This is a genomic window from Mesorhizobium sp. WSM4898 (assembly GCF_029625845.1).
Lineage (GTDB): Bacteria > Pseudomonadota > Alphaproteobacteria > Rhizobiales > Rhizobiaceae > Mesorhizobium.
In genome coordinates this window covers 1,106,853-1,128,941 of sequence record NZ_JARTVQ010000002.1, presented here as the reverse complement: position 1 = coordinate 1,128,941, position 22,089 = coordinate 1,106,853, and the positions used below count along the sequence as shown (strand labels likewise).

At 63.8% G+C, this 22,089-nt stretch carries 22 protein-coding genes; 8 read left to right on the top strand and 14 right to left on the bottom strand.

Annotated features, from left to right (window positions below; all coding sequences use genetic code 11):
* Position 1: 1 nt before the first annotated feature.
* From eutA to doeB, 5 genes are read left to right on the top strand one after another with little or no spacing between them, the layout of a single operon-like run.
* Complete coding sequence (eutA, locus tag P9228_RS12865; RefSeq protein ID WP_067327080.1) at positions 2 to 778, top strand: ectoine utilization protein EutA; 777 nt, start codon at positions 2 to 4, stop codon at positions 776 to 778.
* 12 nt (positions 779 to 790) lie between these two features.
* On the top strand, positions 791 to 1,786 hold the full coding sequence (eutB, locus tag P9228_RS12860) for a hydroxyectoine utilization dehydratase EutB (RefSeq protein ID WP_278054072.1): 996 nt from the start codon (positions 791 to 793) through the stop codon (positions 1,784 to 1,786).
* Entirely contained in the window at positions 1,783 to 2,775 is a 993-nt protein-coding gene (locus P9228_RS12855; RefSeq protein ID WP_278053760.1) for a cyclodeaminase, read from the top strand. The genes eutB and P9228_RS12855 overlap by 4 nt, the downstream gene beginning before the upstream one ends.
* Before the next feature lie 37 nt (positions 2,776 to 2,812).
* Positions 2,813 to 3,991 carry an ectoine hydrolase DoeA gene (gene doeA / locus P9228_RS12850; RefSeq protein WP_278053759.1) on the top strand — a complete coding sequence of 393 codons (1,179 nt, stop codon included), beginning with the start codon at positions 2,813 to 2,815 and terminating at the stop codon, positions 3,989 to 3,991.
* Between the two features lie 5 nt (positions 3,992 to 3,996).
* Positions 3,997 to 4,998 (top strand): N(2)-acetyl-L-2,4-diaminobutanoate deacetylase DoeB, encoded by a 1,002-nt coding sequence (gene doeB / locus P9228_RS12845; RefSeq protein WP_067326196.1) that lies wholly within the window; start codon positions 3,997 to 3,999, stop codon positions 4,996 to 4,998.
* A gap of 48 nt (positions 4,999 to 5,046) precedes the next feature.
* On the opposite strand, the gene P9228_RS12840 is transcribed toward doeB, so the two are convergent.
* The 10 genes from P9228_RS12840 to P9228_RS12795 form a co-directional block, all read right to left on the bottom strand.
* Positions 5,047 to 6,339: an L-fuconate dehydratase gene (locus P9228_RS12840; protein ID WP_278053756.1), complete on the bottom strand. Its 1,293-nt coding sequence runs from the start codon at positions 6,337 to 6,339 to the stop codon at positions 5,047 to 5,049.
* Positions 6,340 to 6,352: 13 nt separating this feature from the next.
* Positions 6,353 to 7,084, bottom strand: coding sequence for an SDR family oxidoreductase (locus P9228_RS12835; RefSeq protein ID WP_095800405.1), 732 nt, complete (start codon positions 7,082 to 7,084; stop codon positions 6,353 to 6,355).
* Positions 7,085 to 7,099: 15 nt separating this feature from the next.
* Positions 7,100 to 7,552, bottom strand: coding sequence for a MaoC/PaaZ C-terminal domain-containing protein (locus P9228_RS12830; RefSeq protein ID WP_278053755.1), 453 nt, complete (start codon positions 7,550 to 7,552; stop codon positions 7,100 to 7,102).
* An 8-nt stretch (positions 7,553 to 7,560) separates the two neighbouring features.
* Entirely contained in the window at positions 7,561 to 8,634 is a 1,074-nt protein-coding gene (locus P9228_RS12825) for a Gfo/Idh/MocA family oxidoreductase (protein ID WP_278054071.1), read from the bottom strand.
* On the bottom strand, positions 8,627 to 8,956 hold the full coding sequence (locus P9228_RS12820; protein WP_278053754.1) for an L-rhamnose mutarotase: 330 nt from the start codon (positions 8,954 to 8,956) through the stop codon (positions 8,627 to 8,629). The genes P9228_RS12825 and P9228_RS12820 overlap by 8 nt, the downstream gene beginning before the upstream one ends.
* Positions 8,957 to 8,958: 2 nt before the next feature.
* A complete protein-coding gene (locus P9228_RS12815; RefSeq protein WP_278053753.1) occupies positions 8,959 to 10,080 on the bottom strand; it encodes a mandelate racemase/muconate lactonizing enzyme family protein in 1,122 nt (373 codons plus the stop codon).
* 2 nt (positions 10,081 to 10,082) lie between these two features.
* Positions 10,083 to 11,180, bottom strand: coding sequence for a sn-glycerol-3-phosphate ABC transporter ATP-binding protein UgpC (gene ugpC, locus P9228_RS12810; protein ID WP_278053752.1), 1,098 nt, complete (start codon positions 11,178 to 11,180; stop codon positions 10,083 to 10,085).
* Between the two features lie 4 nt (positions 11,181 to 11,184).
* The gene (locus P9228_RS12805; RefSeq protein ID WP_095800400.1) at positions 11,185 to 12,051 is read right to left on the bottom strand and encodes a carbohydrate ABC transporter permease; all 867 of its coding nucleotides are present in this window, start codon (positions 12,049 to 12,051) and stop codon (positions 11,185 to 11,187) included.
* Positions 12,052 to 12,053: 2 nt separating this feature from the next.
* Entirely contained in the window at positions 12,054 to 12,950 is an 897-nt protein-coding gene (locus tag P9228_RS12800; RefSeq protein ID WP_278053750.1) for a sugar ABC transporter permease, read from the bottom strand.
* Positions 12,951 to 13,056: 106 nt separating this feature from the next.
* Complete coding sequence (locus P9228_RS12795) at positions 13,057 to 14,370, bottom strand: sugar ABC transporter substrate-binding protein (RefSeq protein WP_278053748.1); 1,314 nt, start codon at positions 14,368 to 14,370, stop codon at positions 13,057 to 13,059.
* Between the two features lie 156 nt (positions 14,371 to 14,526).
* On the opposite strand from P9228_RS12795, the gene P9228_RS12790 reads away from it, so the two are divergent.
* Together P9228_RS12790 and P9228_RS12785 are read left to right on the top strand one after the other, a co-directional pair.
* Positions 14,527 to 15,312 carry an IclR family transcriptional regulator gene (locus tag P9228_RS12790; RefSeq protein WP_095781194.1) on the top strand — a complete coding sequence of 262 codons (786 nt, stop codon included), beginning with the start codon at positions 14,527 to 14,529 and terminating at the stop codon, positions 15,310 to 15,312.
* Positions 15,313 to 15,414: 102 nt separating this feature from the next.
* Positions 15,415 to 16,251, top strand: coding sequence for an amidohydrolase (locus tag P9228_RS12785; RefSeq protein ID WP_278053746.1), 837 nt, complete (start codon positions 15,415 to 15,417; stop codon positions 16,249 to 16,251).
* 25 nt (positions 16,252 to 16,276) lie between these two features.
* Here the strand turns inward: P9228_RS12785 and P9228_RS12780 are convergent, their stop codons facing one another.
* Genes P9228_RS12780 through P9228_RS12770 form a run of 3 tightly spaced genes read right to left on the bottom strand, consistent with a single transcriptional unit; the run spans position 16,277 to position 19,121 of the window.
* On the bottom strand, positions 16,277 to 17,398 hold the full coding sequence (locus tag P9228_RS12780) for an extracellular solute-binding protein (RefSeq protein ID WP_278054070.1): 1,122 nt from the start codon (positions 17,396 to 17,398) through the stop codon (positions 16,277 to 16,279).
* 14 nt (positions 17,399 to 17,412) lie between these two features.
* Positions 17,413 to 18,570, bottom strand: coding sequence for a CaiB/BaiF CoA-transferase family protein (locus P9228_RS12775; protein ID WP_127246034.1), 1,158 nt, complete (start codon positions 18,568 to 18,570; stop codon positions 17,413 to 17,415).
* Positions 18,567 to 19,121 carry a MaoC family dehydratase gene (locus P9228_RS12770; protein WP_127215205.1) on the bottom strand — a complete coding sequence of 185 codons (555 nt, stop codon included), beginning with the start codon at positions 19,119 to 19,121 and terminating at the stop codon, positions 18,567 to 18,569. The genes P9228_RS12775 and P9228_RS12770 overlap by 4 nt, the downstream gene beginning before the upstream one ends.
* 512 nt (positions 19,122 to 19,633) lie before the next feature.
* Here P9228_RS12770 and P9228_RS12765 point away from each other — a divergent pair.
* Positions 19,634 to 20,518: a hypothetical protein gene (locus P9228_RS12765; RefSeq protein WP_278053742.1), complete on the top strand. Its 885-nt coding sequence runs from the start codon at positions 19,634 to 19,636 to the stop codon at positions 20,516 to 20,518.
* A gap of 41 nt (positions 20,519 to 20,559) precedes the next feature.
* On the opposite strand, the gene P9228_RS12760 is transcribed toward P9228_RS12765, so the two are convergent.
* Positions 20,560 to 22,077, bottom strand: coding sequence for a hypothetical protein (locus P9228_RS12760; RefSeq protein ID WP_278053741.1), 1,518 nt, complete (start codon positions 22,075 to 22,077; stop codon positions 20,560 to 20,562).
* Between the last annotated feature and the right edge of the window lie 12 nt (positions 22,078 to 22,089).

Genomic DNA, 22,089 nt, shown 5'->3' with positions numbered 1-22,089 from the left:
CATGAAACTGTTGCCCGAAATCGAGCTGGCATCGACCCGGCCCGCACTCGATGCGCGTCCGCTCGAAAAGCGCGTCGGGCTGATTGCTTTGGCCACCGATCATACCAGCGAGGTCGACTTCCGCCGCATGGTGGCGAGCGAGCGGATCGGCGTCTATGTCGCGCGCATCCCCTACGCCAATCCGACGACGCCGGACAATCTGCGCAAGATGCAGCCCTCGCTTTCGGCGGGCGCGGCACTGATCCTGCCGGACGAGACGCTCGATGCCGTCTGCTATTCCTGCACGTCTGCTTCCGTGGTGATCGGCGACGCCGAGATCGAGCAGGCGATCCAGGCGGCCAAGCCGAATGTTCCCGTGGTCACGCCGCCCATGGCCGGCGTGCGCGGCCTCAACGCTTTTGGCGTGAAGCGGATCAGCATTCTCACCCCTTACACTGTCGAGACCAGCCGGCCGATGGCCGCCTATTTCGCCGCGCACGGCTTCGACATCGAGAGCGTCACCTGCCTCGGCTTCGAGGACGATCGGGAGATGGCACGCATCGAGCCTACCTCGCTCGTCGATCTGGCGCGCAAGGCGACGCATGCGCAGGCGGATGCGCTGTTCGTTTCATGCACCGCGCTACGCGCGGCGCTCGCCGTTCCAGGCATGGAGGAGGCAATCGGCCGCCCGGTCGTCACCAGCAACCAGGCGAGCGCCTGGAACTGCCTGCGGCTTTGCGGCGACGACACGGCGCGGCCGCAGTTCGGCCGGCTGATGACGAAGCCATTGGCCCGGTGAGCGGGCATGCCAATGACCAAAACGGAAGTCACGCTTCAGCATATCCGCGCTGCGCGCGAACGCATTGCCGGAAAGGTCGAGCGGACGCCGACTGTGTTGTCGCAAAGCCTCTCGGATCGGGCGGGCCATCCCGTTCACCTCAAGCTGGAACATCACCAGACGACCGGCGCGTTCAAGCTGCGCGGCGCGTCCAACGCGATCGCCGCGTTGAGTCCGCGAGAAAGATTGCGCGGGGTGGTCGCGGCATCGACCGGCAATCACGGCCACGCGCTGGCCCATGCGGCGAAGCTCGAGGGCATGCGCGCGGTGATCTGCATGTCGAAGCTGGTGCCCGAAAACAAGCTCGATGCAATCCGCCGCCTTGGCGCGGATATTCGCATCGTCGGCAACAGCCAGGACGATGCCCAGCAGGAGGTGGACAGGCTGGTTGCGGAGGAGGGGCTGGTCATGCTGCCGCCCTTCGACCATCCGGACATCGTCGCCGGGCAGGGCACGCTGGGGCTGGAGATCTTGGAGCAGGTTCCGGAAGCAGCAAGTGTGCTGGTGCCGCTCTCCGGCGGCGGCCTGGCGGCCGGCGTTGCCGCGGCGGTCAAGGGGGTGAGCCCGGCCACCAAAGTCGTCGGCGTCTCGATGGCGCGCGGTGCCGCGATGAAGGCGAGTCTCGATGCCGGCCGCCCCGTGCAGGTCGAGGAATTGCCGACGCTTGCGGACTCACTCGGCGGCGGCATCGGCCTCGATAACCGGCTGACCTTTGCCATGTGCCGTGAGCTGCTCGACGACGTCATCCTGCTTTCCGAGGACGAGATCGCCGCCGGCATCCGGCATGCCTATGAGGAAGAGCGCGAGATCGTCGAAGGCGCAGGCGCGGTCGGCATCGGCGCGCTGCTTGCTGGGAAGGTCACTGCGAAAGGACCGGTGGTGGCCATCCTGTCTGGCCGCAACATCGACATGAGCCTGCATCGCCGCATCGTCTGCGGCGACGCTGCACTGACGGAGCGCCCCAGATGAGCCGCATGACCATCCTCACCGAAACAGACCTGCGCAAGGTCGTGACGCTCGATCTGGATGCGGTCGCCTGCGTCGAGAACGCCTTTCGGGCTTTGGCGACAATGCCGGTGGCGATGCCGCCAATCTTGAGGCTCGACATTCACGAGCATCGCGGCGAGGTCGACGTGAAGTCCGCCTACGTGCCCGGCATAGATGGCTTCGCCGTCAAGATAAGCTCCGGCTTCTTCGACAATCCGAAGCTCGGCCTGCCGAGCGGCGGCGGCATGATAGTGCTGCTTTCGGCCAAGACCGGTGTGGTCGAGGCGCTGCTGCTCGACAATGGCTATCTGACCGATGTGCGCACCGCCGCAGCCGGCGCGGTCGCGGCCAAGCATCTGGCGCGCGAAGACTCCAGCATAGCGGCGATCTTCGGCGCCGGTTTGCAGGCCGGCCTGCAATTGGAAGCGCTGCGCCTCGTCAGGCCGATCGCGGAGGCGCGCGTCTGGGCGCGCGATGCGGCCAAGGCCGAGGCGACCGCGGCCCGCTTGCGCGAGAGGCTGGGCATCATGGTGCGTGCCGAGCCGGATGCGGCGAGGGCGGCAGCGGGCGCCGACATCATCGTCACCACCACGCCTTCGACCGAGCCGCTGATCAAGGCCGGGTTCGTCTCGGCCGGCCAGCACATCACCGCGATGGGCTCGGATGCCGAGCACAAGAACGAGATCGCGCCGGCGATCCTTCGCCTGGCAGATCTCTATGTCGCAGACAGCGCGAAGCAGACGCGGCGCTTGGGCGAGCTTCACCACGCCATCGAGGCAGGGGCGATGGCGGCCGACGCGGAAGTCACCGAGCTCGGCCAGATCATCGCCGGGAAAAAGCACGGACGACGATCGGCCGGTGACATCACCCTCGCCGATCTCACTGGCACCGGCGTGCAGGACACCGCGATCGCCACTTTAGCCCGCGACCGCGCGCGGGCAGCGAAAGCGGGAACGATTTTCGAAAGCTGAATATGGCCGCGAGGCCCAACAAACGAGGACCAACAAAATGCAGCCAAACCTGAAATTCTCGCGAAGCGAATTTGCCGATCGCCTTGCCAAGACGCGGAAAGCCATGGAGGCCAAGCGGGTCGATCTGCTGATCGTCAGCGATCCCTCCAACATGGCCTGGCTGACCGGCTATGACGGCTGGTCCTTCTATGTGCATCAGGCGGTCATCGTGCCGCCTTCGGGCGAGCCGGTCTGGTATGGCCGCGGCCAGGACGCCAACGGCGCCAAGCGCACCGCCTATCTCGCGCATGACAACATCATTGGCTACGCCGACCACTACGTGCAGTCGACCGAGCGGCACCCGATGGACTATCTCGCCAGCGTGCTTGCCGATCGCCGCTGGGACAAGCTGACCATCGGCGTCGAGATGGACAACTATTGGTTCTCGGCGGCGGCCTTCGCCTCGCTGCAGAAGCACCTGCCCAACGCCCGCTTCGTCGACGCCACCGCTCTGGTCAACTGGCGGCGCGCCGTGAAGAGCCCGACCGAGATCGACTATATGCGCAAGGCCGCCCGCATCGTCGAGGCCATGCATCAGCGTATCGTCGACAAGATCGAGGTCGGCATGCGCAAATGCGATCTGGTCGCCGAGATCTATGATGCCGGCACGCGCGGCGTTGAGGGCATCGGTGGCGACTATCCGGCGATCGTGCCGCTCTTGCCATCGGGCGCCGACGCCTCGGCGCCGCATCTCACCTGGGACGACCAGCCGATGAAGGTGGGCGAGGGCACCTTCTTTGAGATCGCTGGCTGCTACAACCGCTACCACTGCCCGCTGTCGCGCACCGTCTTCCTCGGCAAGCCGACGCAGGCCTTCCTCGACGCCGAGAAGGCGACGCTCGAGGGCATGGAGGCGGGCCTTGCCGCCGCCAAGCCGGGCAATGCCTGCGAGGACATCGCCAATGCCTTCTTCGCCGTGCTGAAGAAGTACGGCATCGTCAAGGACAACCGCACCGGCTACTCGATCGGTCTTTCCTATCCGCCGGATTGGGGCGAGCGCACGATGAGCCTGCGCCCCGGCGATCGCACCGAGCTCAAGCCCGGCATGACCTTCCATTTCATGACGGGTCTGTGGCTCGAGACAATGGGACTTGAAATCACCGAATCGATCCTGATCACCAAGACCGGCGTCGAGTGCCTGGCCAATGTGCCGCGCAAGCTGTTCGTCAAGGATTGAGCCCGATGTCAGCTCTGCCTCCTTCGCCGATCACGCCGACGGTCGATTTCGAGCGCGACGGTGTCCAGCACGGCTTCCTGCGCCTGCCCTACAGCCGCGACGATTCCGCCTGGGGGTCGGTGATGATTCCGATCTGTGTCGTCCGCAACGGCAAGGGGCAGACGGCGCTGCTCACCGGGGGAAATCACGGCGACGAATATGAAGGCCCGCTGGCGCTCTACGAGCTCGCTCGCACGCTCGACCCGAAGGATGTCACCGGTACCGTCATCATCGTGCCGGCGATGAACTATCCGGCGTTCCGCGCCGGCAGCCGCACCTCGCCGATCGACAAGGGCAACATGAACCGCAGCTTTCCTGGCCGGCCAGACGGTACCGTGACGGAAAAGATCGCCGACTATTTCCAGCGCGAATTGTTGCCGTGGGCGGACATCGTGTTCGACTTCCACTCCGGCGGAAAGACGCTGGACTTCGTGCCGTTCTGCGCCGCGCATACGCTGCCGGACAAGGAGCAGGAGAAAAAGGCCTTCGCCGCGGTCAAGGCCTTTTCGGCTCCGTTCTCGATGCGCATGACCGAAATCGATACCGTTGGCATGTATGACACCGCGGCCGAGCAGATGGGCAAGGTCTTCGTCACCACCGAGCTCGGCGGTGGCGGGACGGCCCGAGCTGTGACGGTGCGCATCGCCCGCCGCGGCATCCTCAATGTGCTTCGCCATGCCGGCATCGTTGATGGCGCCGTCGAGAAGAGCCAAACCCAATGGCTCGACATGCCTTCGGGCGACTGCTTTGCATTTGCCGAAGACGAGGGCATGATCGAGACCATGATCGATCTCGGCGAGAAGGTGGAGGAAGGCCAGGTCGTGGCGCGCATCCATTCGACCGGTCGCACCGGCACCGCGCCCCAGGAGATCAAGGCCAGGATGTCAGGGCTCCTGGCCGCGCGCCATTTCCCCGGCCTCGTCAAGGCCGGAGATTGTGTCGCGGTGCTTGCCGTCGAGGTTGACTGAAGCGCGCCAGGTAGAAGCGACGCCGTAACGCCGCCAAGGCCACCTGCGTTACGGCTCGCATTCAACTGTGGAATGTAGGTAGGCGGCGATCGAGTCCGGCTTCATCTCGATCGAGAAGCCCGGCGCCGTCGGCGGCATGTAGGCCGCATTCTCAATGACACAGGGCTCGAGGAAATGCTCGTGCAGGTGATCGACATATTCGATCACCCTTCCATCCTTGGTGCCCGACACCGCGATATAGTCGATCATCGACAGATGCTGGACATATTCGCACAGGCCGACGCCGCCGGCATGCGGCCATACCGGCAAGCCGAACTTGGCGGCGATCAAAAGCACGGCCAGCACCTCGTTCAGGCCGCCCATGCGGCAGGAATCTATCTGCACGATATCGATCGCGCCGCCGGCGATGAACTGCTTGAACATGATGCGGTTCTGGCACATCTCGCCGGTCGCAACCTTGATCGGCGCCACCGCCTTGCGGATCTTGGCATGGCCGGCGACATCGTCCGGGCTGGTCGGCTCCTCAATGAAGAAGGGCTTGGCGAAGGCAAGATGGCGCAGCCAGTCGATCGCCTGGTCGACCTCCCAGACCTGGTTGGCGTCGATCATCAGGTAACGGTCCGGACCGATCACCTCGCGGGCGATCCTGAGACGGCGGATGTCGTCGGCGCGGTCGCGGCCCACCTTCAGCTTGATGTGATTGAACCCCTCGTCGACTGCTTCCTGGCAGAGGCGCCTCAGCTTGTCGTCGGGATAGCCGAGCCAGCCGGCCGATGTGGTATAGCAGGCATAGCCTTCGCGCTCGAGGGTGGCGATGCGCTCGGCCTTGCCGGCCTCGGCCTTCCTCAGGATCTCCAGCGCTTCGGCCGGCGTGATCGCATCGGTGAGATAGCGGAAGTCGACGATGCGCACGATCTCTTCCGGGCTCATCTCGGCGACCAGACGCCAGACCGGCTTGCCGGCTTGCTTGGCCCAAAGATCCCAGACCGCATTGACAACCGCGCCGACGGCGAGGTGCATGGCGCCCTTGTCCGGGCCGATCCAGCGCAACTGGCTGTCGCCGGTCACGTGATGCCAGAAGCGGCTGGGATCTTGCTTGACCCAGTCCAAGTCGATCCCGACAACAAGATGGCGCAGCGCCTCGATCGCCGCGCAGCAGATCTCGTTGCCCCGGCCGATGGTGAAGGTGAGCCCGTGGCCGCTGAGCCCCTCGCTATCGGCGTCGAGGATGACATAGGCGGCCGAATAATCGGGGTCCGGATTCATCGCGTCCGACCCGTCGAGGCTCTGCGACGTCGGGAAGCGCAGATCGAAGACGCGAAGATCGGTAATGCGGGTCATGCTCGGTGCCTCATCAGATCGACCAGCCGCCGTCGATATTATAGGCCTGCCCGGTGGTATAGGTGGCGCCGGCGAGATAGACGGCAAGATCGGCGATCTCCTCCGCCGTGCCCAACCTTCCCATTGGCTGGCGGGCGATGAAGGCGGCACGGGCGGCCTCATAGTCGCCTTGCGCCCGCATGCGGCTTTCGAGCGAGGGGCTCTCCACCGTGCCGGGGCAGATCGCGTTGCAGCGAATGCCTGTGCCGACATAGTCGGCGGCGATCGACTTGGTCAGCCCGATCACGGCCGCCTTGGTCACGCCATAGGCGAAGCGGTTGGGCACGCCTTTCGGGGCGCCGGCGACCGATGCCATGTTGATGATCGAACCATCGCCGCGCTCCAGCATGCCGGGCAGCACGGCGCGGATAGTGCGGATCATGGCGCGCACATTGAGGTTGAAGGCAAAGTCGAGGTCCTCGTCCTTCATCTCCAGGATCGAGCCGGAGTGGACGAAGCCGGCGCAGTTGAAAAGCACATCGACGCGGCCGATTTCGGCGAAGGCGGCCTTCACGGCGTCGTCGTTCAGCACGTCGAGCTTGCGACTGACGATGCCTTTGTGGCCGCCGAGATCGGCCAGCGCCGCTTCATTGATGTCGGTGGCGTGGACGATCGCGCCAGCCTTGGCGAAAGCCAACGCGCTAGCCCGACCGATGCCTTGCGCAGCGGCCGTTACGACCACCACCTTGCCTGTCAGATCAGCCATGTTGTGTCTCCATCTTCAGCCGAGCCGGGGGCGCCGCTCGACGATATAGATGTGATCGGCGGCCAGCACGACTTCGTCGCGCTGGTTCAAAACCTCGACGCGTTCGATGACGCGCCCGGAGGCCGGCCGCTTCGGATCGTCTTCCTTCGCGGCGATCGTCGTGCGCGTGCGGATCGTGTCGCCGATGAAGACCGGCCTGATGAAGCGCAGCCTGTCATAACCGTAGGAGAAGGCGACCGGGTTGATGACGCTCGCGGTCAGGCCGACGCCGACCGAGAACACCAGCGTGCCATGCGCGATGCGTTGGCCGAAGGGCGTCGTCTTCATGAACTCGGCGTCCATGTGATGCGGAAAGAAATCGCCGGTTTGGCCGGCATGGACGACAAAGTCGGTCTCGGTGATGGTGCGGCCGCTGGTCAGCCGCGACGAGCCGATCTCGTAGTCGTCGAAATAGGTGACCTGTTCCATGCCGTTCCTTACGGTTTTGCGGTGAGCGGCGTCGCCGGCGCGGCGCTCGAACGATAGGCGGCTTCCACCAGTGCCATGGTGTTCCAGGCATCTTCGACGGAGCTGACCAGCTCTTTGTCTTCCCCGGAGGCGAAGCGCTGCACATTGGCCATGCGCCCGACAAAGGCGTCGGGGAACCATTCGCCGGTGAGCGGCACGCCGACCCAATCGGAGCCGCCTTTAGGATGGATTTCCAGCACGTCGGGCTCACCGCGCGGATAGTCGAGATTGAGGCCAAGCTTGACGTAGGCGGCGCCCTCGGTGCCGCAGATACGGAACTCGCAGGCCTGATGCCGCCGTCCGAACTTATGATCGTGGTTGATCGAGAGCGCGCAGCGCACCGTGTCGCCATAGTCGAGGATGGCGCTTGTCCGGGTCTGCGCTACCTTGTGATTGGGATTGCCGAGCGTCTTGGCATGCACGCCCTTCGGGTCGCCGAGAAGCTGCCGGATCAGGTCGAGATAGTGGATCGAATGCATGGCGATCTCGACACGCGGCGCCGTAAGCAGGAATTCCCAGAGCTGCCACGGCGTTGCGAGCGCCAGCCAGGCATCGAAGTCGACGACCTCGCCAAGCCAGCCCTTGGCGATCGCGTCCTTCAGCGCCAGCATCATCGGCGCAAAGCGAAGCTGGAAATTCACTGCAGCCTTGAGCTTCTTGGCGCGACAGATTTCAAGGATCTCGGTTGCCTCGCCAAGGTAGTTGCCCATCGGCTTCTGGATCAATGCGACCGCGTCGTCGGGCAGGGCCTTCAGCACCTCGGCGTGCCGGCCGGGCGGCGTTGCGAGATCGAAGATCGCATCCTTGACGGCAGCCGCTTCGTCCACCGAGCCGAATGCCGTCACGCCCCATTGTTCGGCCAGTTTCCGAGCCTTGGCCTGGTCCGGATCGTAGAGACCCACCACTGGAAAACCAGCCTTGCGATAGGCCGGGAAATGCGCATCGCCAACGATCGAGCCGGCGCCGAAGGTGACGATCGGACGCGGCTTTGCAGGCATCGGCCAGGATTGCGCCAGCGAGGCGGGATCGAAGGCATCAGTCATGGTGGAAGACTTCATCCATCGTCGCCCACCACTCGCCCTCCTGCCTTGTCGGCAAGGGTTCCTGGCATGGCATGCAGACCGACCACCATTCCTGGGTCTTCGGATCGGCGGCCATCTTGGCCATGTCGGCGGCGTAGTCGGTGCCGTGATACTCGAAATAGGAGAACAGCAGGTTCTCCGGCCGCTTGAGGTAGATCGAGTAGTTCTTGATGTTGCAGGCGGAGATCATCTCGAGCACGTCCGGCCAGACGGTGGCGTGCAGGCGCACATATTCCTCGACCTTTTCCGGCTTCAGGCCAAGCACCATGCCCATTCGCTGCATTCTCAGTTCCTCCGCTCCGTGACGGTGACGCTGAATTCGACGACGCTCAGCGCCTTGATCGCATCGAAATCCCAGTCGATGCCGAGGCCCGGCTCGTCCGGCGCCAGGGCGTGGCCGTTTTCGATCAACATCTTCTTGCCCGTCAACTCATCCAGCTGCGGAATATATTCCACATATTTGCCGTTCGGCACCGCGCAGGCCAGGCTGACATGCAGTTCCATCAGGAAATGCGGGCAGATCGGCATGTCGAAGGCTTCCGCCATATGCGCCACCTTCAGCCAGGGCGTGATGCCGCCGATGCGGCCGACATCGACCTGGACGATGCTGCAGCCGCCCTTCTGCATATATTCGCGGAAATGGCGGATCGAATAGAGCGACTCGCCGACGGCGATAGGCGTCGCCGTCGAATTCGATAGCCGCACATGGCCGTCTATGTCGTCGGCCGGCAGCGGCTCCTCCATCCAGGCGAGATCGAGATCGCGCAGCCGCTCGGCGCGCCGGATGGCTTCGTCGACGGTAAAACCCTGGTTGCAGTCGGTCATGATCTCATAGCCGTCGCCGACCGCCTTGCGCACGGCCGACAACCGGGCAAAATCCTGGGCGCCGTGCGGCTTGCCGATCTTGACCTTCGAGCCGGTAAAGCCTTTCGCCTTGGCGGCCAGCGCATCTTCGACAAGCGCTTCAGTCTCGATGTGCAGCCAGCCGCCTTCGGTGGTGTAAAGCGGACAGCGGTCCTTGACGCCGCCGGCGAGCTTCCAGAGCGGCAGCTTCTGCTTCTTCGCCCGAAGGTCCCAGAGCGCAGTGTCGATGGCGGCGAGCGCGATGGCCGTGATAGCGCCGATGGTGGTGGCGTGCGTGGCGAATTCGAGATCGTGCCAGATCGCCTCGATCCGGTCGGCATCCTCACCGATCAGGCGCCGCGCGAGGTGGTCGGCCAGAAGCCGCATCACCGAAGAGCCGCCGGTGCCGATCGTGTAGCTGTAGCCGATGCCGACCGCCCCGTCGACGTCGGTGATGGTGACGATCGGCGTCTCCTGGCTGACGAAACTCTGGATGGCGTCGGTGCGCTTCACCTTCGGCACCAGATCAACCATTGCAAGCTCGACTTTCTCGATCTTCGCCATCGTCAGGCCCTCAAGGATTTGCCGGTTTCCGCGGAAAAGAGATGCGCCTGCGACAGGTCGAAGCTCATCGCCACGCGATCGCCCGCCCGCAATGGCCTCGGGTTCAGCATCCGCGAAACCCAGTCGCGGCGGTCGAATTCGGCGAACACCAGCGTCTCGTTGCCGAGCGGCTCGGTCACCGTCACCGGCAGCTCGATCTCGTGGACGTCAGCGGCATCGCCCGAATGCAGGCCGTGGCCCACGGGGTAGAGGTCATCGGGACGCAGGCCGAACACTACCTTGTCGCCGGCGTTCACCTTGGCGTTGAAGCGGCCGGGCAGCGGCAGGCTCTGTCCGCCGGAAAAGACGATCTTGCCGTCGTCCACGGTCGCCTCCTGCAGGTTCATCGGCGGCGAGCCGATGAAGCCCGCCACGAAGCGTGTCGCCGGCCGCTGGAAGACCTCGTCCGGCGTGCCGACCTGCTCGATGTTGCCGTCGCGCATGATGACGATGCGGTCGGCGAGCGTCATCGCCTCGACCTGGTCGTGGGTAACGTAGATAACCGTGGACTTCACCTTGGCGTGCAGCTTCTTGATCTCGGTGCGCATCTGCGTGCGCAGCTTGGCGTCGAGATTGCTGAGCGGCTCGTCGAACAGGAAGACGTCCGGATCGCGCACGATGGCGCGGCCCATGGCGACGCGCTGGCGCTGGCCGCCGGAAAGCTGGGAGGGGCGGCGCTCGAGCAGCGCGTCGAGGCCGAGAATGGCCGAGGCCTCGGCCACGCGACGGTCCATCTCTTCCTTGGGCGCGCCGGCGATCTTCAGCGAGAAGCCGAGATTTTCGCGGACCGTCATGTGCGGATAAAGCGCGTAGGATTGGAACACCATCGAGATGTTGCGCGAACGCGGCGGCAGATCGTTGACGATGCGGTCGCCGATCTCGATCGTGCCGCCGGAGATGTCTTCCAGCCCGGCGATCATGCGCAGCGTGGTCGACTTGCCGCAGCCGGACGGCCCGACTAGCGCGATGAATTCGCGGTCGGCGACATCGAGATCGATGCCGTGCACGATCTCCATATTGCCGTAACGCTTGGTCAGTTTCTTGAGCGAGACAATCGCCATCGGATCAACCTTTCACCGCGCCGGAAGTCAGGCCCCCGACGAGGTGTTTCTGGACGATGAAGGTAAGGAGCAGCGCCGGGATGATCATCACCACCGCCAGCGCGCACATGCCGCGCCAGTCGATGGTGAATTCGGCGGTGTAGTCGAGCAGCCCGACGGGGAGCGTCTTGGAATTGATCGAGCGCGTCAGCTGCGAGGCGAGCGCGAATTCGTTCCAGGAGGTAAGGAAGGCGAAGATGCCGGCCGACGCGATGCCAGGCCCGGCGAGTGGAAACTCGACCTGCCAGAAGGCCTGCCAGCGCGTGCAGCCGTCGATTTGCGCGGCCTCGGCGAGATCCTTCGGCACCTGGCGGAAGAAGCCGTCGATCAGCCAGATGGTGAACGGCACATTGAGCGCGACATAGGCGAGGATCAGGCCGAAATGCGTGTCGATGATGTCGAGCCGCGCATAGACGAAAAACAGCGGCAGCGACAGCGCGATGCCAGGCACGGTGCGGGTCAGCATAAGGCCGAGGAACATCGCCGACTTGCCACGAAACCGGTAGCGCGCGAAAGCGTAGCCGCCGGCCATGCCGATCGCGATGGCAATGACGGTCGAGGTCACCGAGATGATCAGGGAATTGCGGAAATAGTCGAAGACGGGAATGCCGCCCTTGCCGACACCGCTGAACATGGCGACGTAGGCATCGAGCGAGACCTGCTGCGGGATCCAGACCGGCGGCTTGGCCAGGATCTCGACCGTCGGCCGCAGCGAGGACAGCACGATCCAGATGCCGGGCAGACAGATCAAAAGCATGGCGAGGAACAGGCCGACGCGGTGGGCGACGACGCCGGCGCGGCGCTTCAGGCGGGCGGATGCGTTGGCGTCCATCCTCACCACTCCGCGCCGATCTGGGTCCGTGCCGCGGCGAGCTTCTTAAAGAAATAGACGGTGAAGACGATCGACAGCAGGATCGAAAAATAGGCCATCGCATTGGCCACGCCCATGCGCGCGTCACTGTATGCGGTGCGCGCAACCAGCGTCCACAACAGTTCCGTGCGACCGGCCGGGCCGCCATCGGTCATGATCTTGACGATGTCGTAGGCGCGCGCAACGTCGAGCGAGCGGATGGTCATGGCGATATAGGCGAAGGGCATGATGAAGGGCCAGGTCACATAGCGGAAGGTTTGCCACGGCGTGCAGCCGTCGACGCGCGCCGCTTCGACCGGCTCCTTCGGCATGGCGAGCAGGCCGGCGAGGATCAGGATCGCGAAGATCGAGGTCGACGACCAGATCTCCGCGACTGAAATGGCGATGAAGGCGAAATGGCCTTCGATCAGCCAGGGAATGGCGTCCCGCGTGATGCCTAGCGACTGCAGCGCGTTGTTCACCAAGCCGATATTGTCGTTGAACATGAACTTGAACTGGAAGCCGACCAGGATCGGCGAAAACATCATCGGGGACATCATGATGGTACGCAGCAACCGCTGGCCGCGGCTAGCCTTCTCGACCAGCAGCGCGAGGCCGAGACCGAGCAGCATTTCGAGATTGAGCGCGATGGTGAGCAGGAGCACGGTGCGGCCGAAGGCCCACCAGAAATTCGCGTCGGACAGAATGTTGCGATAGTTGCGCAGGCCGATGAAGGTGAAGAAGGTTTCCGGCCGCGTCAGCCTGAACGGCGTGAAGCTCGAATAGAATGACAGGCAGAGCGGCACGACCACCACGGCCGCCAGAACGAGGACGGCCGGCAGCAGAAGAAGCGTTGGCGCGGAAAGCCGCTTGGCCCTCATGCAAAGTCCCAAAATTGTTTGCACGGCCGGCGATCCAATCGCAGGGCGGCCGCCTCGGTCAAAGCGGCGCCGGTCGCGAAGACCGGCGCCGCTGGGAGGATAGTCCTTAGAGCTTGCCGGCGTCCTCGAGGATCTCCGTCGCCTTGGCGGCAGCGTCGTCGAGCGCCTGCTTGGAGGTCTTGTCGCCGAGGATGGCTGCCTGAAGTTCGGGATAGACCGCGTTGGAGATCTCGATCCATTCCGGCGTCTGCGGCACCGGGAAGGCGTTCTTGGCGGCTTCCTGGAAGGCCTGCAGCACTTCGGTTTTGTAAGGATCGGACTTGGCCTGCTCGAGGTCCCATTCCCACACCTTGGTGCGGGTGGGCAGCGGGCCGGCCGCGGCTTCCAGCTTCTGGCTATCCTCGTTGGTCAGCCACCAGACGAGGGAGGCGGCGGCCTCCTTGTTGGCGCAGCTTTCGGTCACCGAGAAGCCATGCGCGCCGGACCAGCCCGAGCGCTTGCCGGATGAGCCCTTCGGCTGCACCTTGACGCCGACATTGCCGGCGACCTTGGACGACTTCGGGTCGTTGAAGAAGCCAGCCCAGCCCGGCCAGTCGAGGTTGAGCGCCACCGTGCCGGACGCGAACCCCTGGCCGAGATCGTCCCACAAATAGTTGGTCGTGCCGGCGGGCACAGCCTTAGCCTTGTAGAGCTTGACGAACCAGTCGAGCGCCTTGACGCCGGCCTCGGAGTTGAAGGCCGGCTTACCATCCTTGTCGAGATATTCGCCGCCGTCGGCGATCAGCATCTCGTAGAAGCGGCCGTTGATCGCCTCTTCCTTGCCGGCATATTGCGTGCCGTAGAAGTCGGGCGGGCTGGCGAAGAATTCCGCCTGCTGAGCCATCTCGTCGAAGGTGTCCGGCGGGGCGAGCTCCTCGCCGTACTTCTCCTTGTAGGCCTTCTTCTTGGCTTCGTCCTGGTAGAGGCTCTTCTGGTAGTAGAGCGCCGAGACGTCGAACTGCGCGCGCGGCAGCATTACCAGCTTGCCGTCGAGCGTGCCGGCAGCGATGTTGGCCGGGACGAAAGCGTCGATCTCCTCCTTCGGCAGCAGCTTGGCGAGGTCGGTGTAGATGCCCGGATATTGCGGGGCGAACGAGGTGTGGTTGGAGCCGACGCACCAGGTGATCGAGTTGGAGGCGATGTCTGACTTGATCTCCTTGTCGAGATCGAAGTGGTTCTTCTTGGAGATGACGTTGACCTTGGCGCCGGTCGCCTTCTCCCACTCGCCGATGCGCGCGTAGAGTTTTTCGTATTGCTGGCCGCCGATCAGCTTGGCGTCGATCGTGACGCCGGTGAACTTGCCCGGCAGGTCGGCCGCAAAGACCGCACCCGATGCCATGAGCAATGCGCCGGCGGCGACGCCGGAAAGCAGTCTGTTCATGAATATCCTCCCTGGAACGGCCGCAGGCCGTCATGGCTGAAGCTCCATGCTTCATTCATATGCAAACAAATTATTCATAAGTCGTCAAGCCGAAACTTCTTCCCTATGAAGGCTGTCTTGCGTATATGAAGATCACAATTCACCAGAGGGCACCGGGTGCAGGACGACGAGGAAGACCGCTATCGCGCGCCGGCACTGGACAAGGGGCTGGACATTCTGGAACTGCTCGCCAGCGTCGATGGCGGCCTGACCCAGGCCGAGATCGCCAAGCGGCTCGACCGCAGCCCCAACGAATTTTACCGGATGCTCGACCGTCTGGTGAAACGCGGCTACGTCACCCGGCCAGACGGCGACCGCTATTCGCTGACTCTGAAGCTGTTCGGGCTTGGCCAGCTGCATGCACCGGTGCGCAGGCTGGTCTCCTACGCCACCTCGATCATGCGCGAGCTGGCCGAGACCTCCTGGCAGGCAAACCAGCTCGTCGTGTTCGACCGCGGCAGCGCCGTGGTCATTGCCCAGCAGGAAGCGCCGCGATACTGGGGCATCTCGATCCGCGTCGGCTCGCATATCAGCCTGTTCGACACCGGCTCGGGACATGTGCTGCTGGCCTTCCGCTCGCCGGAAGAGCGCGAGATGATGATCGCCGAGCATTTGCGCAGCAACGAGGAGATGAAGTTGTCGCCCGACTTCTTCGCACGCCTCGACCAGGTGCGCGATCGTGGCTACGAGATGATGGCTTCGTTGCAGACCGCCGGCGTCTACAATCTGTCGGCGCCGGTGCTCGGTTCCGACGGGCACGGCATCGCCGCGCTCACCATACCTTATATCACTCTGGTCAACGCGCCGGCAGCGCCCGATATCACCAGGACCATCACGCTGCTCCAGGCAGCAGCGGCCCGCCTGTCGCAACTCGCCGGGTCGGATGTCAGGTCAAAGGAATAATTCTTATTTGAATGGCGAATTCTCCGGTGAGATGATCGACTCCATGCGCAAAAGCCGCTGCGCAATTCGGGCCACGTGGATAGCGCGACAAGGGAGGAAGCCATGATCGTCGATACGCACCTGCATCTCATCGACAGGGCGGCGCTACGCTATCCCTGGCTGTCCGGCGTGCCGGCCCTCGACCGCGATTTTTCCCACGACGAATACGCCACCGAGGCGCGCCGCGCGGGCATAGAATTGGCGCTCCATATGGAGGTCGACGTCCACCCGGCAGATATCGCGGCTGAGACAGCCCTTGTCGAAGGACTGTCGAAGAAGCCGGGCAGCCTGGTGCGGGGCGCGATCGTGTCGTGCCGGCCGGAAGAACCTGGCTTCGCCGCCTGGCTGGACAAGGTGAAGGCCGATCCATTTGTCAAAGGATTCCGCCGCGTGCTGCATGTCGTGCCCGACGACGTCTCCGAGGGCGCCCTGTTCCGCGAGAACATCGGGCGCATCGCCGGCAGTGGGCTGACCTTCGATCTTTGCGTCCTGCCACGACAGATGAGCCAAGCGATCGCGCTGGTCGATCTGGCGCCAGACGTGCAATTCGTCCTCGATCATTGCGGCGTGCCCGACATCCGGGGCAAGGCCGAGCATCCCTGGCGCGAGCAGATCGCCGAGATCGCCCGGCGCCCCAATGTCGTCGGCAAGATCTCCGGCGTCGTCGCCTATGCCGATCCGGCGAGCTGGACCGTCGAGACCCTGCGGCGTTATGTCGAGCACACGATCGGCAGCTTCGGCTGGGATCGCGTCGTGTGGGGCAGCGACTGGCCGGTCTGCACGCTCGGTGGCGGGCTGCTCGGCTGGGTAGCGGCGACGCACGCGCTCCTTGCCGGGGCGAGCGAAACCGAGCGCGCGAAACTGCTCTCCGGCAACGCGAAGAAGCTCTGGCGGCTGTGAGCCGCAAGGCCGATGCCCGACTGTATTAGCCGGGCGCCGCGAAGCTCTGCCGGAACAGGCGATTGATGTCGGCGACGACGCGGGGGGCGTCCTGCCGGCCGGCAAGACCCTCGTTGAGGCGATCGGACGCCGCCTGCTGAAACGCCATGTAGCCGTAGTGGCGCGGGCGCACCCAGGCGCCTTCCAGCGTCGCCCGCGTGCCGCGGTAGAAGTCGCCCGTCGCGACATTGACGGCTTCGTCCTCCCAGGCGGCGGCATGGCCGGGCTGGCCGCCGGCGGCGGCATAGAGGCCGCGCTGCACGTCGCCGCTGGCGATCCAGTAGGCGAAGTCGATCGCTTCCTCGCCGGCAGCGGAAAAGGCGGAGACGGCGATGCCGGTGCCGCCGAGCGCGGAGCCGACCGGGCCGTTGCCGCCCACAGTCGGCATGTCGCAAAAGAAGAGCCGGTTCGGCCGGAAGCCTGCAGTGGCATAGGGCACGTAGCCATAGATCAGCGGCGCGCAGGCGATGCGCGAGCCGGCCTCGGCCATCTTTTCGAACACCGCAATCGGATCCATCGTCAGGCACTCGGGATCGAGGAGTGCCGCGATCTCACGCAGCATTTCGAAGACGGTCTCGCCGGTATCGGGATCGATCAGATCGCTCGGGCTTTCGACTGCACATGGCCGGCCGAGATCGGCGGCAAGCGTGAAGAAGCACATCAGCGAGTGCGGCGGCCTGAGCGGCAAGAGCACGCGGCCCCGCTGGGCAAGCTCCAGCACTTCGGTCCAGATCTTCGGCGCGGCGTCTATCAAATCGGGTCGCCAGGCCTGCACCTGCGTCGCGGCGTCGATCGGAAAGGCCCATTGCCGGTCCTGCCAAGTGTAGCTCGGATAGGACCGGCCGACGCTTGCCTTCGCCAGCGCTTCGCGCTCCGCCTCGCGGCCGGGCACGTCGAGCGGGGCCAGGCACTTCTCGGCGGTGATCTGGCCGACATGCGGATGATCGATGACGATCAGGTCGTAGGCGCGGGCGAGTTCTTCGACAGAGAAGGACTCGAAGTCCTGCAGCGAGCGCTTCTCCCACTCGATAGAGACGCCGGTCTTTTCCCGCCAAACCCGGGAGCAGGCGACCATCGGATCATAGCCGCGCGGATGGTTCCAGGTCATGCCCTTGAGTGTCGTCACAGGCCGAACTCCTTGCGGATTTTTGCGCTGTGCTCGCCGACGCGCGGCGCCGCATGCTCGACTTTGGCGCGCATGCCGTCGATCCTGAGCGGTGACCGGGTGGTGTCGATCGAAACACCGTCCTCGCGCGTCACGGTCTGCAGCAGGTCGAGCGCCTTGAAGCCGTCGCTTTCCAGCACCTCTTTCCAGTTCAGCACCTTCGCGCACCAGATGTCGGCGGGCTCGAGGATCGCCAGCCATTCGTCGACCGACTTCTGCGCGATGCGCTGCGCGATGATCGCCTTGATCTCGTCGCGCGCCGTGAACCAGGTCGCCGGCTTGTCGCGATAGGGCGCCAGCCCCTCGATCTCGAGCAGGTCGGCGAGCTTCGGGATCGGCGTCATGGCGATCGCCAGGAAGCCGTCCTTGGCCGGATAGACTCCGTAGGGCGCCGCCAGATAGGCGTGGGCGCTATGGAACGACGAACGGCGCGGCAGCCGCCGGCCGTCATTGAGATGCGTCGTCAGCACCTCGAACTGGAGGTCGATCAGCGCCTCGAAGAGGCTGGTCTCGATATGGCCGCCCGCGCCGGTGATGCCGCGCCGGACCAGTGCTGCAAGGATGCCTTGCGCGCAGGCCGCGCCGGCCAGCATGTCGGCGATTGCCAGGCCGAACGGCACCGGACCCTGATCTTCGTCGCCGTTCAGCCACATGACGCCGGAGCGCGCCTGGGCAAGCAGGTCCTGACCCGGACGCTTTACCCACGGGCCTTCCTCGCCATAGCCGCTGATCGAGGCGTAGACCAGGCGCGGATTGAGCGTCCGCACATGCTCGTAATCGAGGCCGAGCCGCTCGATGACGCCGGGCCGGAAGTTCTGGATCAGCACGTCGGCCTTGGCGAGCAGCCCGCGCAGCGCTTTAAGGTCGTCCTCGTTCTTCAGATCGACCGCAAAGCTTTCCTTGGCACGGTTGATGGCGTGGAAGATGGTGGAATCACCACCGATCTCGGTGTCGCTGAGATAGAGCCGGCGCGACAGGTCGCCACCATCGGGCCGCTCGATCTTGATGACGCGGGCACCGAGGTCGAGGAGCCTCAGCGAGCAGTAAGGTCCCGACAGGAACTGGCTCATGTCGACGACGACAAGGCCGGACAGCGGCAGGTCGGCGGCCATCATTGCTTCTCCGTCTTGCCGGCGAAGTCGGCCGGGTCCTTGTATTTCACCGTCTGCAGATGCTCGCAGTAGAGCACCAGCTCGCCTTCGCCCTTGAACACTTCATAGCTGGCGCGGATCAGCCCCATTTCCTTGTAGCGGGGCTTCTTTTCCATGTTGGTGCGGATCGAATAGATGGTGTCGCCGATGAAGACCGGCTTTATGAAGCGGAGCTTGTCATAGCCGTAGGAAAAGGCATTGACGCAGTTGGTGGCGACTAGACCGAGCCCGGCCGAGAAAACGAACGCGCCCGCCACGAGGCGCTTGCCGAAGATACCTTCGCGCTCGGCGAACATCTGGTCCTGCACATAAGGGTGGATGTCGAGCACCAGGGTGTTGAAGAGATGACTGTCGCCTTCGGCCATAGTGCGCCGGAGCGAGCGGATTTTCTGGCCGATTGGCCAATCTTCATAGAACCAGTTTTCGGCATTCCATACCGGCAGCAAGGCGTGATCGGGCGGCATGTCGGCAGGGCAGGTCGAAGCGACGCCGACGGTGGGCGGGAAGCTGGTCATTGCGCTGTTCGTCCGCTCCGGGAGAATGGCCGCACCGCTCCGGCAAGCCGGAGTCGGACGCGATCGATCCTCCAAATCTTCTTTTGTGAATACTATATTCACATATGAGATTTGCGCACAAGCCGGTCCGGTGAAATTTTGCCTGCACGATCGAACTCGGAGTTGCCTTGGATGCAGCAGGCACAGCGCCAGGCGCGGCTACTTCCGGCAGTTGCCAGCGGACTTCCGGGTCACGGCGAACGCCGCTGTGCCGGACGGGATGGCGAGGCGCTTCTGTCAGGAAGGACCGCCACCGGCCCGAATCATACAAAACCAATGATTGTTTTAGTCAATTCTACAATTGTAACCCGCCTAAGGGTAATGCGACGATAAATTGTAGGCGGAGGAGCACTGCACGATCCCGTCAAATCCGGCCAATAAAATTAGCTTCGATAGCGGTGTAATTCGTTAGTAATCGATCGTCAGGATAACCCGGACCTCGACATATTTGGTGCCTTTTTCTTGAGTCGATTATGGCGGTTCTCGGCGCATTCCCTCCCGGTATCGGTTGCCGGCCCTTCGACGAGAGGGATTGGGGAGGCGTGGCGGATTGCCTGCACCGGGGGTTTCCGGAGCGCAGCAGGAGCTATTGGATAGAAGCGCTGACCCGCCTGGCGCAGCGGCCAGCGGTCGTCGATTTTCCGCGATATGGGTTCGTCCTGGAGAAGTCGGGCCGGATCGTCGGCGCAGTGCTTACGCTCTATGCCAAGCACAGAAGCCTGGAAGGCGATGAAATCCGCTGTAATCTCTCGAGCTGGTCCGTGGACGCGGAATTCCGGCCCTATGCCAGTCGGATGATCGCGACGGTTATCCTGCGCAAGGATGTGGTCTACACCAATATTTCTCCATCGCCCGGGACAGTGAGGCTCAACAAAGCCTTCGGTTTTCGCCTGTTTTCCGGCGGACAGATCGCCTTCTTGCCCATTCTGAATGGTATGCCGCGTCCGGACCGGGTGTTGGAAGCCCATGCGGACCTCGCCGAAATGGCTGAACTCACCGACAACGAAAGATACATATTGCTCGAGCACGCCGCGTTGGGCTGTCTTTCGCTGATCTGCGTCTGCGACGGTCTGGCGTTGCCGCTTGTGCTGAAGCCGCGCCGGATATTGCATGGGCTCGTGTCGTGCTGCCAGGTCGTCTACTGCCGATCCCACGCGGATCTGGTCAGGTGCGCCGGGGTCGTGGGCCGCTTTCTCCTGCGGCGCGGACAGCTGCTTTGCCTCGTCGATGCGATGGGCCCGGTTCCCGGTCTGTCCGGCAGGTATTTTCCGAACAAGGGGATCAAGTATTTCAACGGTCCGAAATCGCCTTCTCCGGGAGACCTGACGTTCACCGAAATGGTGCTGTTCGGTTCCTGAACGAAATCGTGAAGCCGGTCTGGAGCCCAGCCGATCCGAAGTCAGTCCGCCGCTTCGGCTCTTGCCGCCATGCGCCAGCGTGTTCCCAGCGAGACGCCCACGAGCAGCAGACAGAAGGCGAGGGCAAGAGGGGAGTAGAAAGCCTCCTCCTGTAATACGGCATTGGCCGAAATGGTGACGATGCCGACAAAGCCGAACAGGAAATCCGGGTCGCCGGTCTGGATAAGCTGCCGTCGCAATGCCACGGCCAGCGCCGCCAGGAAGCCGAAGAAGACGAGGCTCCCCACGCCCATCTGGTAAAGCATGACACCGACCGCGCTCTCGACCGGCACGGAGGCGGCGCCTTCGGCCTGGGCGGTTTGCCAGTTGAGATTGATGCTGGTGCTCGACAGGTTGCCGCCGAGACCCAAGCCCTGGCCGAGCGGATCGGCCAGGAAATCGCGCATGCCGGCAATCAGACCGAGGACGTGATAGTCGCCATGGGTGGCGCCATAGCCGATCGCCGCCGTCGTCCAAACCACGGCCAGGGCCATCGCGGCCATGAGCGCCAGACCGGCGCGGGAGGGACTGTAGATCAGCCGCACGGCAATTGCGACGAAAAGCATGAAGGTCGCGCCCTTGGAGCCGATGACGAGCAGCAGCGGCAGAGCCGCGAGAGGCAGCACCCATCGTCCTTTGAAGAGCAGCCAGGCCGAAATGATGCTTAAGGCGTAAGCATAGCTGATCGGATGGAAGTTCGGGCCGCCGATGCGGAAGACGCTTGGCAGGATGTCGTTAAACAGGGGCGTGTTGAAGAAGGTCGTGGTCATCACGTCTTCGATCCCACGGTAAACGAAACCGGTTTCCTGAAGCGCTTTTTCCCACACGCCGGTCTCGACCTGCCGCGAGATGCTGCGCTCGACATATTGGTCGCCGTGGAACAGTCCGAGGAAATCCATGGTGAAGGTCAGTTCCGCATAGCCATAGACGATCGCGCCGGCGCCGAGCCACAGCATGCTCTTGCGCAGATCGACGGGATAAAGGCTGGCGGCGAGGACCACGACGTGGAAGCAGGCGAGCGGCGTGATCGTGTTGCGGAAATAGACGACCGCGTCCTTGGGGTCGCCATGCACGACGCCGAGAGCGAAATAGAAACAAATCGTTCCGCACAGGACCATGCTCAGCAGCAGCCACGGGCGCAACTCGGTCAGCGCGCGGACGCGGTACTGAAATGAGGCGGCCAGGAAAATGCCGAACGCTGTCATCAGGATGATGAAGTTGGTGCCGCGCAGCGCGTCGAACGTGTCGTTGTCGGGAATGTAGGGGGTGAACCAGGCGACCACGAGGTTCTGAAAGAGAAAGGCGCAGATGATCAGCACCGGAACGCCCGCCGGCATCGCGTTCGAAACGATCAGCGTCAGCACGAATGTTGCGGCAATCCCGAACGGCGTCCACACGGCAAATGCGGAGACGGCGAGCGCAACGACAAGCAAGGCCGTGCCGACATGCAGCAAGGTTTCGGGCGTATCCCTGCCCGGCAAACCCAGTCTGACGGGCGAAGAGACCTGCGTCGTGCTCATCGCTGATCCGCT

Coding starts and splice junctions, on each gene's coding strand:
- eutA (WP_067327080.1), top strand. CDS start 2: ATGAAACTGTTGCCCGAAATCGAGCTGGCATCGACCCGGCCCGCACTC.
- eutB (WP_278054072.1), top strand. CDS start 791: ATGACCAAAACGGAAGTCACGCTTCAGCATATCCGCGCTGCGCGCGAA.
- P9228_RS12855 (WP_278053760.1), top strand. CDS start 1,783: ATGAGCCGCATGACCATCCTCACCGAAACAGACCTGCGCAAGGTCGTG.
- doeA (WP_278053759.1), top strand. CDS start 2,813: ATGCAGCCAAACCTGAAATTCTCGCGAAGCGAATTTGCCGATCGCCTT.
- doeB (WP_067326196.1), top strand. CDS start 3,997: ATGTCAGCTCTGCCTCCTTCGCCGATCACGCCGACGGTCGATTTCGAG.
- P9228_RS12840 (WP_278053756.1), bottom strand. CDS start 6,339: ATGACCCGCATTACCGATCTTCGCGTCTTCGATCTGCGCTTCCCGACG.
- P9228_RS12835 (WP_095800405.1), bottom strand. CDS start 7,084: ATGGCTGATCTGACAGGCAAGGTGGTGGTCGTAACGGCCGCTGCGCAA.
- P9228_RS12830 (WP_278053755.1), bottom strand. CDS start 7,552: ATGGAACAGGTCACCTATTTCGACGACTACGAGATCGGCTCGTCGCGG.
- P9228_RS12825 (WP_278054071.1), bottom strand. CDS start 8,634: ATGACTGATGCCTTCGATCCCGCCTCGCTGGCGCAATCCTGGCCGATG.
- P9228_RS12820 (WP_278053754.1), bottom strand. CDS start 8,956: ATGCAGCGAATGGGCATGGTGCTTGGCCTGAAGCCGGAAAAGGTCGAG.
- P9228_RS12815 (WP_278053753.1), bottom strand. CDS start 10,080: ATGGCGAAGATCGAGAAAGTCGAGCTTGCAATGGTTGATCTGGTGCCG.
- ugpC (WP_278053752.1), bottom strand. CDS start 11,180: ATGGCGATTGTCTCGCTCAAGAAACTGACCAAGCGTTACGGCAATATG.
- P9228_RS12805 (WP_095800400.1), bottom strand. CDS start 12,051: ATGGACGCCAACGCATCCGCCCGCCTGAAGCGCCGCGCCGGCGTCGTC.
- P9228_RS12800 (WP_278053750.1), bottom strand. CDS start 12,950: ATGAGGGCCAAGCGGCTTTCCGCGCCAACGCTTCTTCTGCTGCCGGCC.
- P9228_RS12795 (WP_278053748.1), bottom strand. CDS start 14,370: ATGAACAGACTGCTTTCCGGCGTCGCCGCCGGCGCATTGCTCATGGCA.
- P9228_RS12785 (WP_278053746.1), top strand. CDS start 15,415: ATGATCGTCGATACGCACCTGCATCTCATCGACAGGGCGGCGCTACGC.
- P9228_RS12780 (WP_278054070.1), bottom strand. CDS start 17,398: ATGACCTGGAACCATCCGCGCGGCTATGATCCGATGGTCGCCTGCTCC.
- P9228_RS12775 (WP_127246034.1), bottom strand. CDS start 18,570: ATGATGGCCGCCGACCTGCCGCTGTCCGGCCTTGTCGTCGTCGACATG.
- P9228_RS12770 (WP_127215205.1), bottom strand. CDS start 19,121: ATGACCAGCTTCCCGCCCACCGTCGGCGTCGCTTCGACCTGCCCTGCC.
- P9228_RS12765 (WP_278053742.1), top strand. CDS start 19,634: ATGGCGGTTCTCGGCGCATTCCCTCCCGGTATCGGTTGCCGGCCCTTC.
- P9228_RS12760 (WP_278053741.1), bottom strand. CDS start 22,077: ATGAGCACGACGCAGGTCTCTTCGCCCGTCAGACTGGGTTTGCCGGGC.